The sequence below is a fragment of the Lysinibacillus contaminans genome, from assembly GCF_001278945.1.
GTDB lineage: Bacteria > Bacillota > Bacilli > Bacillales_A > Planococcaceae > Lysinibacillus > Lysinibacillus contaminans.
Genome location: NZ_LGRV01000003.1, coordinates 487228 through 501099, shown reverse-complemented (window position 1 = coordinate 501099; position 13872 = coordinate 487228). Strand labels below are relative to the sequence as shown.

The 13872-nt window shown below is 38.6% G+C and carries 12 protein-coding genes and 1 other annotated feature; of the genes, 4 read left to right on the top strand and 8 right to left on the bottom strand.

Annotated features, from left to right (window positions below; genetic code table 11):
• Window positions 1–69 precede the first annotated feature (69 nt).
• The 8 genes from AEA09_RS04745 to recD2 form a co-directional block, all read right to left on the bottom strand.
• Window positions 70–597: a DUF1292 domain-containing protein gene (locus AEA09_RS04745; RefSeq protein ID WP_053582743.1), complete on the bottom strand. Its 528-nt coding sequence runs from the start codon at window positions 595–597 to the stop codon at window positions 70–72.
• A 237-nt stretch (window positions 598–834) separates the two neighbouring features.
• Window positions 835–1143 carry a DUF1292 domain-containing protein gene (locus AEA09_RS04740; RefSeq protein WP_053582742.1) on the bottom strand — a complete coding sequence of 103 codons (309 nt, stop codon included), beginning with the start codon at window positions 1141–1143 and terminating at the stop codon, window positions 835–837.
• A 17-nt stretch (window positions 1144–1160) separates the two neighbouring features.
• On the bottom strand, window positions 1161–1577 hold the full coding sequence (ruvX, locus tag AEA09_RS04735) for a Holliday junction resolvase RuvX (RefSeq protein ID WP_053582741.1): 417 nt from the start codon (window positions 1575–1577) through the stop codon (window positions 1161–1163).
• A 2-nt stretch (window positions 1578–1579) separates the two neighbouring features.
• Window positions 1580–1846: an IreB family regulatory phosphoprotein gene (locus tag AEA09_RS04730; protein ID WP_053584610.1), complete on the bottom strand. Its 267-nt coding sequence runs from the start codon at window positions 1844–1846 to the stop codon at window positions 1580–1582.
• Window positions 1847–1933: 87 nt separating this feature from the next.
• The gene (alaS, locus tag AEA09_RS04725) at window positions 1934–4594 is read right to left on the bottom strand and encodes an alanine--tRNA ligase (protein ID WP_053582740.1); all 2661 of its coding nucleotides are present in this window, start codon (window positions 4592–4594) and stop codon (window positions 1934–1936) included.
• A gap of 80 nt (window positions 4595–4674) precedes the next feature.
• Window positions 4675–4887: a binding site (T-box leader), on the bottom strand.
• Between the two features lie 322 nt (window positions 4888–5209).
• The gene (gene hpaB / locus AEA09_RS04720) at window positions 5210–6643 is read right to left on the bottom strand and encodes a 4-hydroxyphenylacetate 3-monooxygenase, oxygenase component (protein ID WP_053582739.1); all 1434 of its coding nucleotides are present in this window, start codon (window positions 6641–6643) and stop codon (window positions 5210–5212) included.
• Window positions 6644–6830: 187 nt separating this feature from the next.
• Window positions 6831–8537 carry a polysaccharide deacetylase family protein gene (locus AEA09_RS04715; protein WP_156312048.1) on the bottom strand — a complete coding sequence of 569 codons (1707 nt, stop codon included), beginning with the start codon at window positions 8535–8537 and terminating at the stop codon, window positions 6831–6833.
• Window positions 8538–8606: 69 nt separating this feature from the next.
• Window positions 8607–11048 carry an SF1B family DNA helicase RecD2 gene (recD2, locus tag AEA09_RS04710; RefSeq protein ID WP_053582737.1) on the bottom strand — a complete coding sequence of 814 codons (2442 nt, stop codon included), beginning with the start codon at window positions 11046–11048 and terminating at the stop codon, window positions 8607–8609.
• 196 nt (window positions 11049–11244) lie between these two features.
• On the opposite strand from recD2, the gene hisA reads away from it, so the two are divergent.
• The 4 genes from hisA to AEA09_RS04690 all read left to right on the top strand — a co-directional run bounded on the left by hisA (window position 11245) and on the right by AEA09_RS04690 (window position 13853).
• The gene (gene hisA, locus AEA09_RS04705; RefSeq protein ID WP_053582736.1) at window positions 11245–12012 is read left to right on the top strand and encodes a phosphoribosylformimino-5-aminoimidazole carboxamide ribotide isomerase; all 768 of its coding nucleotides are present in this window, start codon (window positions 11245–11247) and stop codon (window positions 12010–12012) included.
• Window positions 12009–12296 (top strand): hypothetical protein, encoded by a 288-nt coding sequence (locus tag AEA09_RS04700; RefSeq protein WP_053582735.1) that lies wholly within the window; start codon window positions 12009–12011, stop codon window positions 12294–12296. Before hisA ends, AEA09_RS04700 begins: the two co-directional genes overlap by 4 nt.
• Before the next feature lie 129 nt (window positions 12297–12425).
• Window positions 12426–13139 carry a GTP pyrophosphokinase gene (locus AEA09_RS04695; protein ID WP_053582734.1) on the top strand — a complete coding sequence of 238 codons (714 nt, stop codon included), beginning with the start codon at window positions 12426–12428 and terminating at the stop codon, window positions 13137–13139.
• 48 nt (window positions 13140–13187) lie between these two features.
• Window positions 13188–13853, top strand: a complete 666-nt coding sequence (locus AEA09_RS04690) for a VTT domain-containing protein (protein WP_053582733.1) — start codon at window positions 13188–13190, stop codon at window positions 13851–13853.
• The last annotated feature ends 19 nt before the right edge of the window (window positions 13854–13872 follow it).

The window sequence follows — 13872 nt, the reverse complement described above, 5'->3', positions numbered from 1 at the left end:
GTTTCTATCTGTCTAAACTTTAAACTAATATAAAAACTCCAAGCAGCATTTCGCCACTTGGAGTACCGTTTACAATTCGTTTAAAACGTCTTCTACAAATGCCCATTCCTCGTCTGACTCAATCGGTAACAGATCTGTAATCTCGCCATTTTCGCCTGGCACATACTGTGCTGCAAAAATATCACGTTCTTCAAACGGCTCATCATTTGCTGGTACATAAAGTACATACGACTTATTAAATGCCTCAGAATCAAATGTATGGACAACCTCACAAACTTGGTCATTGCCTTCTTCATCCGTTACAGTAATAAGCTGAGGTTCTTCCTCAAACTCATTTAATAATGTTAATACTACTTCGTTGATCATTTCCCACTCTGCTTCTGTTTCTACCTTTTGCAGATTTGTCATTTCACCGGTGTTATCATCATAATCAAACGTCATCGCTGAAATATCACCAGGAATTTCATTGCCTTCTGCATCGATTAATGAAAACAGCACGTACGATTTTTCCTCTGCATCAAATGTAAACACGACACGACAAGTTTGTTCTTTGCCGTCCTCACCAATTATCATAAATTCTTGAATTTCTTCGTTCATTTATAGCACCTCCGATATTCATTAAGAAAAGCGTATTCGCGCCCGTTTAGCCGCGACAAGCGCTGGAGGAAGTCTCTTCGCGTGCTTGCACGCGAAGAGACTTTCGAAGCGACCTCGAGCGGCGTGTTGCTGTCGCTTCGCTTTCGCACAAAAAAAAATCTGGCGCGAATGCCTAGACACTAAAAAAACAAGGAAAGCACTAGCCATCCTTGTTTCAACCATTACAAAACGTGACGATTATTCTTCGTCTTCGTCCTCTAAAGCGTTAAGTACGTCTTCTACCATATCCCACTCAGCTTCAGTTTCGATTGGTGTTAATTCACCATCTTCACCGTTTTCAGATGGTACGAATGATGATACGAAGATTTCTACAGAACCGTTTTCATCTTCTTCAGCGCCTACCAATGAGTAAAATACATATGATTTGCCGAATTCAGGTGATTCGTGTACGTGAATCACTTCGCAAAGTTGTTCGTTACCGTTATCATCAATAACTGTAATATGTTGTACGTGTAAATCTTCTTCATGGTTGTGTTCTTGAGACATAATAGTCACCTCATAAGTTAATTTTTGCTATCTAAATAGCCTTGTAAAATTAGTACAGCTGCCATCTTATCAATGACTAGCTTGCGCTTTTTGCGACTGACGTCAGCTTCGATTAGCATGCGCTCGGCAGCCATCGTCGTTAAACGTTCGTCCCAAAGTTTGACCGGCAATGAAAATGTCTCTTCTAATAACTTTTTATAGTTTTCAGAAGCTTCACCGCGCGGGCCTACCGTATTATTCATGTTTTTCGGGAAACCTACAACAAATTCTGTTACAGTGTATTCCTTTACTAATTCAGCGATGCGTTTTATACCAAACTCACCATTTGCTTCATCAATTTTTACGGTTTCAATACCTTGTGCCGTCCAGCCAAGTGCATCACTTATTGCAATGCCCACTGTTTTCGACCCAACGTCTAATCCCATAATTCTCATTTCTAGTCCTCGTTATTCTTTTTAATGTAAAATTTAACAAGCTCTTCCAGAATTTCATCACGCTCAAGCTTGCGAATTAAATTACGAGCATCCTGATGGCGAGGGATGTATGCCGGATCACCAGAAAGTAAGTAACCTACAATCTGATTGATAGGGTTATACCCCTTTTCCTCTAATGAAGAATGTACCTTCAACATTACCTGCTTAACTTCCTGTTCCATTGACTCTTCTGGAAAACTAAATTTCATCGTTTGATCAAATGAACTCATGACCAGCACCTCGCTTTCAGAAATAAGGAGATGTGCAACAACGCTCATCTCCTATTTCTCTTTATTATAACCGATTTGGCGTATTAATTAAATGGATTTAATGTAATCATACACAGAAAGTAGCGCTTCATCAAGTTTTGAAGCTTCTTTTGCGCCAGCCATCGCCATATCCGGGCGTCCGCCACCTTTACCGCCACAGCTTTCAGCGACCATTTTGACAATGTTTCCAGCGTGATAGTTTCCACCAACTAAATCTTTTGTAACGCCAGCACAAAGCATAACTTTATCGCCGTCGATCGCGCCTAATACAATTACGGATTTCTCCATTTTACCTTTTAAGTCGTCCATCATTTGACGAAGTTGGTTATTGTCTTTTGCATCCACTTTTGTAGACAGGACTGTGACATCTCCAAAAGTTTGCGCAGCATCAACGATTGCACCCGCTTGTGCATTTGCAATTTTTTGTGATAATGCTTCATTTTCGCGTTGTAATTCTTTGTAGTCTGCTTGTAACGATTGTACGCGCGTTACGATGTCTTTTGAATTTGCTTTAAGAAGTGCAGCCGCTTCATTTAGAAGAGCCTCTTCCTCTTTTACAGCCTCGTAAGCTACTTTACCACTTACAGCTTCAATACGACGAGTCCCTGCGCCGATACCACCTTCAGAAACAATTTTGAAGAAACCAATTTCTGAAGAACGTTTTACGTGAAGGCCACCACAAAGTTCAATTGAGTAATCGCCTATTGATACGACACGTACAACATCGCCATATTTTTCGCCAAATAGAGCCATAGCGCCCATTGCTTTTGCTTCGTCAATACCTTTTTCTTCAATAACAACTTCAATATCTTCCCATACTTTTTCGTTCACGATGCGCTCAATTTGTTGTAACTCTTCTTTCGTTACTTGTCCAAAGTGAGAGAAGTCAAAACGTAAACGGTCAGGACCAACGTAAGAACCAGCTTGGTTGACATGGTCTCCTAATACATCTTTTAACGCACGTTGCATAATATGTGTAGCTGTATGGTTTTTTATAATAAGATTACGTACATCACGATGAACAGACGCTTTCACAGCATCTTCTATGTTCATCTCGCCAGATTCAACAAGCACAGTGTGTAACGGCTGTCCGTTTGGTGCTTTTTGAACATCTTTCACAACTGCTGTAAAGCTATCATTTGAGATGACACCGCTATCCGCAATTTGTCCACCCATTTCAGCGTAGAATGGTGTTTGCGCTAACACAACAAGTGCTTCTTGACCTTCAGATGCTACTTTCACTACTTGGCCATCAACAATAATTGCTGCAACAGTTGTCTCAACTTCTAGCGTATCATAACCAACGAATTCACTTGCTACTGTTAAGTTCGATAATACTTCGCTTTGAACTTGCATTGAATCTACATCTTGTCGAGCAGCACGTGCGCGATCACGTTGTTGTTTCATTGAAGATTCAAAACCTTCGTGATCCACTGTCATGCCTACTTCTTCTGCGTACTCTTCTGTTAACTCGATTGGGAAACCATATGTGTCATATAAACGGAAAGCATCTGCACCTGGAATGTAAGTATGACCAGCTGCTTTTTGCGTTGCTACAACATCATTAAAGATCGCCAAACCACCATCCAATGTTTCATGGAAACGGATCTCTTCATTTTTAATAACACGTTGAATGAATTCCGCTTTTTCTGTTACTTCTGGGTAGAAGTCTTGCATAATGCTACCTACTGTTGGTACTAACTCAAACATAAATGGCTTTTCGATGCCGATTTGTTTTGCATATCGTACTGCGCGACGTAATAAACGGCGTAATACATAGCCACGACCTTCATTTGAAGGAAGTGCACCATCACCAATAGCAAACGCTACTGTACGGATATGGTCAGCAATAACTTTAAATGGTGTATTAACATCTTCTTCGCTACCGAAAATTTCTTGTAAATCCATTTCGTGCGGACGTTTGTACGTACGGTTTGAGAATTGTTCAATTTTCTCGATAATTGGCATGAATAAATCTGTATCGAAGTTTGTTGGTACATTTTGTACAACGGATACGATACGTTCTAGACCCATCCCTGTATCAATATTTTGCTTTGGTAGTGGCGTGTATGTGCCATCTGGATTGTGGTTAAATTGTGAGAATACTAAGTTCCAAACTTCAAGATAACGTTCGTTTTCGCCACCTGGATACATTTCCGGATCATCTGCATCATTACCGTAAGCTTCTCCGCGGTCGTAGAAAATTTCAGAGTTTGGACCTGATGGACCTTCACCGATATCCCAGAAGTTACCCTCTAAACGGATTAAACGTTCTTCTGGAATACCAATTTCATTTTTCCATACATCATATGCTTCTTGGTCTTCTGGGTGAATTGTAATAGATAAAAGTTCTGGATCAAAGCCCATCCACTTTTTGTCCGTTAGGAATTCCCACGCGTAATGAATTGCTTCTTTTTTGAAGTAATCACCGATTGAGAAGTTACCTAGCATTTCGAAAAATGTATGGTGACGCGCTGTTTTCCCAACGTTTTCAATATCGTTTGTACGAATTGATTTTTGTGCGTTTGTAATACGTGGATTGTCGGGAATAACACGACCATCGAAGTATTTTTTCAGTGTAGCAACACCTGAGTTAATCCAAAGTAATGATGCATCATTAATTGGTACAAGTGGTGCTGAAGGCTCATGATTATGGCCTTTTTCTTTAAAGAATTCTAAATACATGCGGCGAATTTCTGCTGCTTTCATGTGAAAATTTCCTCCTCTTATCTACGTAAAATGACGATATGAATCCACTTATAGACGCAAAAAAGCCCTCATCCCCCAAAAAAAGGGACGAGGACTTATAATCATCTCGCGGTACCACCCTAGTTGTAAGTTATTAAAACTTACCTCTCAAGCACTTGTAACGTAAGTGAACGGCAGGGGTTAGCTGCACTCAGGAGTAGCTTTCGGCATTTGCTTGTTGTGAGGATTTTTTCAGCCTAGAAATCCCTTTCTGAACACTTGCAAATACGTACTTGTTCCATCATCGTTTTTTACTATTATATAGTGAATTATAAAAAAGAATGCGAATTGTGTCAACGTTCACCTATTAATAATAGTCGACAAAAAATTGATAATAGTGGAGTATACAAATTTCTACTTTTAATTTCAGCCTTAATGAATAATGTTCATATCTAAAGTCATTAAAGTTAAACATTTATATAAGTTGAAATCAATTTTCTTTAATTCGCTTCTTAATTGCAGTTTCATATAGATTGTACCTTAGAAAACGTAATCCTTGTTAAACATAAAAAATAACTTACGAAAACCAACGTGAGTTCACAAGCTATTTCTCCTATTTATCAATTACGAAACCCGTTAGGTCTTTCGCAAAAAATCCTCCACCCGCTTTACAAGATGCTCTCTGCTGTATGACTGATAAAGAATACCTGATAAACGCACCGGATCACCAAAGAAAAATCGTTCATACAATGTTTGTCGGGTGCCGAAGCTACTCATCGTTAAATCCCAAGCGAGTCGGAATTTTTTCACCCGTTCCTCTCCACCATCACCAAACGACTGTAAATACTGTTCAAGATCACCAGCATCTGCTTGAAAGGCTTTTTCAGTTGGAATCGACATTAAACCACTCGCACCGAGTGATTGAATAATTTCCGTAAAGGTCGGATATACTTTCGGGAAAATTTGAATCGCTACTTGAAGCGTCGGATGATCAGGTCTCATATATCCAAAACAATCTCTCTTTGCCTCTTCCTCTGATTTTATCAGCATAGCCTTCATCGTTTCTAAAGTTACAATCACTTCAACAACCTTTTGCTGAACATGCTGATAATCTCCTATATTAATCGTATCGACAATTGATTGCACAATCCCTAAAATAAATTCCGTCTTAGCAATTTGTCGGGACAGTACTTGATGTAAAGTAAACGATTGGAAGCCACATACATTCATAAACTGATTGGCCACTTCCACATTTTCGTAATAAAAAACACGCTCCCACGGGACAACAACATCATCAAACACAACAATTGCATCCATTTCCTCAAAACGTGCACTTAATGGGTGATCAAACGTCGACGTTCCACCGACAAAAGATTGTCTACAAAGGAACTTCAATCCTGTTGTATTACTCGGGATTGAAAAACCATAACCCTTGCCTTCATCATAGCCATTTGTCGATAACACAAGCAGTTCATCGGTAATTCCGCCTTGTGTAGCTAACAGCCTCGCCCCTTTAATGACTAACCCCTTGCTCGTTTTACCTACTATTTTTGCCGCAATCGTCTTTTCTTCATTTTCGAAATAAAATTTTTGCCGATTTACCTGTGGCTCGATAAATGTATGTGTCATCGTCAGATCGTTCTCACGTGCATATTCATAAAAACTAAGAAGATGCTCAGGAAAACAATTAGGTTTATCTTTTAAAAATTCAGCACCTGATGCTAGCGCCATTAACGTCGTATTCATATAATCTGGGCTACGTCCCATGAAACCATGATTCGATAATGCCCATTCCCGTGCTGCTAGTCTTCTTTTCACTAAATCGTCCTTCGTCACTGGCAGTAAAAATGACATGCCGACTTGTTCACCGCTCGATGGTGACAAATATGTCATCATGTCTTGCTGCGTATCGCCATGTTGCAAATCAAAAAGCTTTGCCTGACTTTGCATAACCCCTTTAAACGCTGGATGCTCCGACACTTTCCCAGTTACAACTTCCCCGTCTAACGAAATATATGTCTTTAATGCATCTATACGGTCAATATACTGTTGTCCTGTAATTGCTGGCATATACACACCCCTCTATACTTCACCTATTGTTTAATACTCATTTAATATATGAACTTTCCCGATAATTCGTTCCATACTTACACGAGCTGCATTATATTAACAGATCAAAAACCGATAATTGTATTACTTTATGAATTCACCTAGAATAATAAAAACCCATTCCAGCCAATTGCGGAATGGGTTTTTATTATTTCGCATAAGGCGAAACCATTTTTTGATATTGTGCAAAGGTTGTTTGCTGATCGCTGGATAATCGCTTAATTTGGTAAAGATCATCATACGGGTTGTTGTAGCCAGGTTTTGTTGAAAATGCCATCGTAAAGCCGGCATCTTTGACTGCGTAAATAGTATTTGAATTATATTGTCCAAATGGATAAGCAAATGCTTTTGCATCTGGAATGATCGTTAAGCTTCGTTTTAAGTCCTGTACCACTTCACGGTAAGGAATTAATAGCATCTTTCCTGTTCGTCCAATCATATCATGCAAATTATAAGTGTGTGATTCATACGTGAACACATCACGCATATTATCCATGTCTTGTTTTGAAATTGCCTGCAAATCTGTATAGTCGAATGCTTGCTCAGCTGATGAATATTCATTACGATACGTAATTAAAAACTGTGTCGCTTTGAAGCCATATTTTTGCAAAATCGGGTACGCATATTCACGTGTTGATAATAAACCATCGTCAAATGTAAGGACAACCGAATACGCCGGTAATGTAATTTCATTGCGCATAAATTGCTGTAATTCGTAAATACTTAAAGTTTCATAATTTTTACTTTTTAAATACTGCATTTCATTCGCAAATTGAACGTCTGTCATCGTTGTACTTACATTTTCGAAACGGCCAAGCTCATGTTTTTTCAATAAATGATGATACATTAATACAGGGACACCACGGTCTAAAGCAACCTTCGAGCTATGGATATAGCCTTCTCGACCTCCGATTGTCGTAACATACCAACTGCCATCTTTACGTAAAATCGGATAACGTCGATTCGTATCAAGTTTCGCAAATGGTATCAATTTCCCATTTGAACGATCGTAAATTTCACTATTCCCAGAAATAGGAATGAAATATTGATTTTTCACCGCACTGTCTTTGCCGATATTTTTATAAGAAGGTGTATTCACAAATTTCACTTTTGTTTTTTCCACATAAACAAACGTTTTGCCCCATTGGACTTTTACATACGTAGGGTCTTCTGCATTTACTACTTTCAATTGTTGCCCCTTTAACAAAGTAGCAATAACCATGGTTTTATTTTCTCGGCGCAAATCGTATAAGGCTACATTCTCGGTTGCCTCTATATAGCCATTTGGGGTAACTTGTACAGGTGGAGCTGTTGGTTTATTTGGTACAGGAGGTGTTGTTGGTTTACCCGTCGTTACCTCGTTTTTCTCCTCCACTACATACTTGCTATGTACAAACCCCAATCGACTGTTCACAGCAATTCCATACCAGTCGCCACTTTTGCTGTATATCGGGTATTTCACGCCTTCTGACAATGTCGCAAATTGGACAAGCTTACTACCCGTATTATCAAAAATCGGTGTTACGCCAGTAGCCGTAATGTGATTAGTTACTTTGACCGCCCATTTCACATCATTTTTATACGTCTTAGCGGGTACAATGGTTGTGTAACGCTTACTCACAAAGCCATCATAATCACCCCAACGAATTTGCCACCAATTGGAACCGTAATCTTTTTTCACAACAAAAGTTTGTCCTGCTGATAGGGTTCCGACTTGAATCAGCGAACCCGAGCGATTATCATAAACAACCGTCTCCTCATTGGTTTGAATGACCGTACCACTAGCCTGTGCTTCTAACGTAAATGGTATCAACGTTAAAAGCATCAGTACTAATGCCATACACTTTAATCTCACTTCTATTCACCTCATACTAATAATTACCAAATTATAACATAAATTTCAAAAAGGTCAAAACTACCTTTTTCATTTAGCTTCGTCCATAAAATCATATGGAGAAACTCCGTCCATTCCAATCATCGGATGAATATGTGGCATTGTTTCTACTGTTAGATGCATTGCTCTCACAGTATTTTCTACATCAGTTGTTTCATCAATTTGTGTAGGTTCTACTACTTTTATAACATCCTCTGGCATATCCATTGGGTTTAAACGTGCGCGAAGTGACGTAAATCGTTGCAAATCATCTGTACGCAGTAAACCGTTCGCTAACACATCAGGCTCGCCACATAAAATTAAGAAATTTTTCGCTCGTGTAATACCCGTGTATAGCAAATTACGTCGCAACATTTTGGAGTAACCACGTACCACTGGCATGATCACAGTTGGGAATTCCGAACCCTGTGACTTATGAATGGAACAGCAGTAAGCAAGCGTTATCTGATTTAAGTCACTACGTTGATAAGTAACCTCAATACCATCAAACGACACAACAAGTAAATCTTGCTTTTCAATCGTTTCCTTAGCTTTAATAATACTAATGACCTCACCCATATCACCATTAAAAACATTGCTTTCAGGCTGATTGACGAGCTGTAACACCTTATCCTTAATGCGGTAAGTCACATCACCGAAAACAAGCTCTTTTCTTGTGCCAGTATCATTTGGATTCACGAGCTCTTGAATCATCTTATTTAAACTATCGATCCCAGCCGGTCCTTTATACATCGGTGCAAGCACTTGAATATTACGGATTTCTTGACCCTTCGCTACAGCACTTTGCACAACCTGTGTCACGACACTTGCCACTTGCTCCGAGGATGCCTTAATAAATGAACGATCCGATGTTTTTGCCGTTAAGTTTTGCGGAATCGTGCCACGTTTAATTTGATGGGCAAGTTCAATGATCGTTGAACCTTCTGCCTGACGATACACATCAGTCAGTTCAACCGTAGGGATTTGTTTAGAGGCAAGTAAATCCTTTAAAACTTGTCCAGGTCCAACAGGAGGCAATTGATCTTGGTCGCCAACAAATACAACCTGTACATCCTCATGCAAGGATTTTAATAATTGATGGGCAAGCCACGTATCGACCATAGACATTTCATCGACAATTATGAGTTTTCCGGTTACTTCACGCTCAGTTTCCTCATCCTTCTCTTGCCCTGTAAAGCCGAGTAAACGGTGAATTGTCATCGCTGGAAGCTCCGTCGATTCTGACAAGCGTTTTGCAGCACGTCCAGTCGGTGCACATAAAATAATGGGGAACGGCTCTTCTTTTTGCGCATATTCCTTTGGATTGAGTGACAAACCATGTAATTTTGCATACACTTCAACGATACCACGTACAACTGTTGTTTTTCCTGTTCCTGGTCCACCTGTTAAAATCATGACTGCAGAATTAAGTGCTTGCTCAATTGCGCGAGCTTGCGTTTCCGCATATGTCACTTTTAGAAATTCTTCGGTCTCACCAACGGCCTTGCGAATTTCATCCTTACTAAAATGTGTCGCTTTTTCATTGCGATCAATTAAGCCTAAAATTTTTGAAGCAATGCCCACTTCTGAAAAATAAAGAGAGGGCAAATACAACCGAGTTTCCTCACCACATATTTTGCTTTCTTCGCGCATTTCAATACATGCTTTAGAAATCATTTCATACGGAATGTCCTCTCGTTGACTCTGCTCTAGCATACCCTTTACTTGTGGTAACAGATGTTCAGCATCCAAATACACATGACCATCCGAAAGTGCCGCCGTATTTAAAACATGGAGTACAGCTGCTTTAATCCGATCTGGATGATTTCCAGTAATACCAAGTTTTGAGCCTAATTCATCTGCACGGAAAAAACCGACTCCTTCAACATCTTCAATAAGTCGATATGGATTTTCCGTTAACCTTTGAATCGCTTCTGTACGATACGTTTGATAAATCTTCATGCCGAGCTGTGGACCAAAGCCCCATTCATTTAGTTGAATCATTACACGCTCTAAACCTAAATTTTGTTCAATCGTATTTCGAATTACTTCTTTTTTTTCCTTGGATAAACGAGGTACAACATCCAACGCACTTGAGTCTTCTAAAATGAGACGCAGTGCATTTGCTCCAAGTTTTTCAACAATCGTTTCAGCTGTTTTCTTGCCAATCCCAACAAATAAATCACTCGATAAATAATGCACAATTCCCTGCTCTGTAGCCGGTACTTCCTTGGCAAACGTTTCAATTTGAAATTGCACACCGTACTTCGGATGCTGTTTGAGCACACCAGTGAAGCGATATTGCTCGTCCATTTGTAGCGGTGGGAGATAGCCTACAATAATAATTTCTTTATCTTCATACTGTAAATTTGTCTCTTGAATCTTCACACGCACGATCGAGTACATATTTTCTGTATTGTGAAAAATTGACACGATGGGACGCCCGAGTATAAAAAGCTTATTCAGCTCAAATAAATCTAGATTTTCTGTCATAATCGGTTCGTCCTTTCTCGTTCATAATCAATCTTTTCATTTTACCACAGCATACCGGGTAAATTCACTTTATGATAGAAATATATCAAATTTTTTAACATTTTTTTGACAATTCATAGCACTCTGCAATTTATAGGATGAACATGCTATGATAAAGACTACGAACATCGTAATAGAAGGAAGGATTGTGAAATAATTGGAATTCAGACCTTGCATCGACTTACACGATGGCAAAGTAAAGCAAATTGTCGGCAGTACGCTCGGCCATACAGATCAAGAAGTAGTTGAAAATTTCATATCTGAATATGATTCGAACTATTATGCAAAAATGTTTGCACAAGATAAATTAACAGGTGGTCACGTCATTATGCTAGGCGGTGGTAATGAAGAAGCCGCACTTTCAGCATTAGCAGCCTATCCTAGAGGGTTACAAGTTGGTGGCGGTATTACTGCTGATAACGCCGAAAAATATATTGATGCAGGTGCGTCACATGTTATTGTAACGTCGTATATTTTCCATGATGGGAAGCTCGATACTGAGCGCCTCGAAAAACTAGTAACAACAGTTGGCAAAGAGCATCTAGTTATTGATTTAAGTTGTCGAATGCGCGATGGAAAATGGTTTGTCGTGACAGACAAATGGACAAAATTCAGCGATTTTGAAGTAAATGCTGAATCGATTGCTTATATCGAAGAGTTTTGTGATGAGCTACTCATCCACGCAGTTGACGTAGAAGGCAAAAAAGGTGGCATGCAAGAAAGCTTAGTCCGTGATTTAGCCGAGTGGACATCTATTCCAACGACGTATGCAGGCGGTGTACGTTCACTTAACGATTTAGAGAAATTCAAACAAATTGCTGATGGTAAACTCCATGTCACAATCGGTAGTGCTCTTTCTATTTTCGGTGGCGATTTAAACTACTCAGACGTTGTAAACTATTGCAGAAAGGGTGAAATACAGTGAAATTAATATACAAAGATTACGTTTTCCCATTCCATGAAACAAATTTAGAGCGTATTATCGATGGCAAATATTTTAAAGTGAATACTTTAGACGACTCACTTTCACTACACATACAATTAGATAACGAACAAATGTTATTAGAGTTTTCGAAATCTCTAAAAGCAACATGTGGCTTATTACGCGATCAAGAAACTGAGCCCTACATTGGTACATATATCGATTTACAAGTATTTGTCGAAGAATTCAATAAACGCTACAACTTAAACGCCAAAATAATTACGTAAATAGACAATCCTATCCTTCTTTTTTTGAGGGATAGGTTTTTTAATGGAGTGCTTATTTTTATTTACATAACAATTTTGCTATTCTTAATAAAGGTATGACTATTTGTAGCAGAAAGGATTACACGACTAATGATAACTGAACGCGAAGTAACTACCTTTAAAACATTTCATACAGAGATTAAACGCTTCTTTTTAGCATATAAATTTGCACTGAGTGAAATTGAAACGAAAATAAATATTTTAAAAGAAGAATTCAAAATGATTCATGATTATAATCCGATTGAACATGTATCCACACGTTTAAAATCATCAAAAAGTATTTTGCTAAAAGTACAGAAAAAAGAACTTCCACCTACAATCGATGCAATTCGAGAAAACATTCGCGATATTGCAGGTGTACGTATAACTTGCTCTTTTGTTGAAGATATTTATAAGGTAAGTGAAATGCTCCACAATCAATGTGATATAGAAATCGTGGACGTAAAGGACTATATTGCAGACCCAAAAGAAAATGGCTACCAAAGTTTACACCTTATTGTAAAAATTCCGATTTACATGTCCGATCGTATGGAAAAAATCTACACCGAAATTCAAATCCGGACGATTGCAATGGATTTTTGGGCAAGTTTAGAACATAAAATTTACTATAAATATAATAAAGACATGCCTGATCATATCCGAAAAGAGTTAAAAGATGCTGCCCTTCAAGCAGCCGAACTCGACCGTAAAATGGAACGTCTTAATAAAGAAATAAATATTTTAAAAGAACATGATATAGAGCCTTCACTTTTTGGCGATACACCTATAGTAGATTTAGCAAAATATTTATCAGGTGTTAAGTAAAATTTCTCACAAGTTAAAAAGTAGCCCAGAAAGGAATTCTCCCCAATTATGCAGGAAGCCTTCACCTTTTTAAAAACAATCGACACAGAGTTATTTCGATACATTGAAGAATATGGTCTTGTGATGTATGTTGTTTTGTTTTTTATCGTTTATGCGAAAACTGCCTTTGTCGTTTTGACCTTTTTACCCGGAGATTCCACAGTCTTTGCCAGTGGTACGATTGCTGCAACCGGTCATTTAAATGTTTGGGTGCTGTTTTTATTATTTTTCTTCGCAACCATCATTGGTGATACACAAAATTATACAATTGGCATGTTGATAAAACGAGCAAAAGCAAAATCAGGACGGTTTTCATTATTGAAATACATTCCAGAACAAACGATCACAAGAGCTACGAACTTTTTAGAACGCTACGGTAAAATAGCCATCACATTTTCTCGCTTCGTACCACTAATGCGTACGACTGTGCCTTTAGTAAGTGGCTTTACTTCATTTAAATTCCGAGATTTCTTTTTACACAATTGCCTCGGAGCACTTATTTGGACAATCGTTTGGTTATTTACAGGTTTTGCACTTGGTAACATCCCGGCAGTAGCGGATAATCTTGTGATATCTCTCATCCTTATTTCATTTACAGGGCTTATCCCTGCGATTATCGCATTCTCTGTGGAGTATATTAAGAAATACGCAAAAAAAACTCGTCAGCTTCAATAGCTTAACGAGTTTTTTCTGA

Bases quoted from the DNA above. Each gene is read 5' to 3' on its own strand.
- recD2 (WP_053582737.1), bottom strand. From the start codon at position 11,048: ATGACAGAAAATCTAGATTTATTTGAGCTGAATAAGCTTTTTATACTC.
- AEA09_RS04690 (WP_053582733.1), top strand. From the start codon at position 13,188: ATGCAGGAAGCCTTCACCTTTTTAAAAACAATCGACACAGAGTTATTT.
- AEA09_RS04695 (WP_053582734.1), top strand. From the start codon at position 12,426: ATGATAACTGAACGCGAAGTAACTACCTTTAAAACATTTCATACAGAG.
- hpaB (WP_053582739.1), bottom strand. From the start codon at position 6,643: ATGCCAGCAATTACAGGACAACAGTATATTGACCGTATAGATGCATTA.
- alaS (WP_053582740.1), bottom strand. From the start codon at position 4,594: ATGAAAGCAGCAGAAATTCGCCGCATGTATTTAGAATTCTTTAAAGAA.
- ruvX (WP_053582741.1), bottom strand. From the start codon at position 1,577: ATGAGAATTATGGGATTAGACGTTGGGTCGAAAACAGTGGGCATTGCA.
- AEA09_RS04740 (WP_053582742.1), bottom strand. From the start codon at position 1,143: ATGTCTCAAGAACACAACCATGAAGAAGATTTACACGTACAACATATT.
- AEA09_RS04730 (WP_053584610.1), bottom strand. From the start codon at position 1,846: ATGAGTTCATTTGATCAAACGATGAAATTTAGTTTTCCAGAAGAGTCA.
- AEA09_RS04745 (WP_053582743.1), bottom strand. From the start codon at position 597: ATGAACGAAGAAATTCAAGAATTTATGATAATTGGTGAGGACGGCAAA.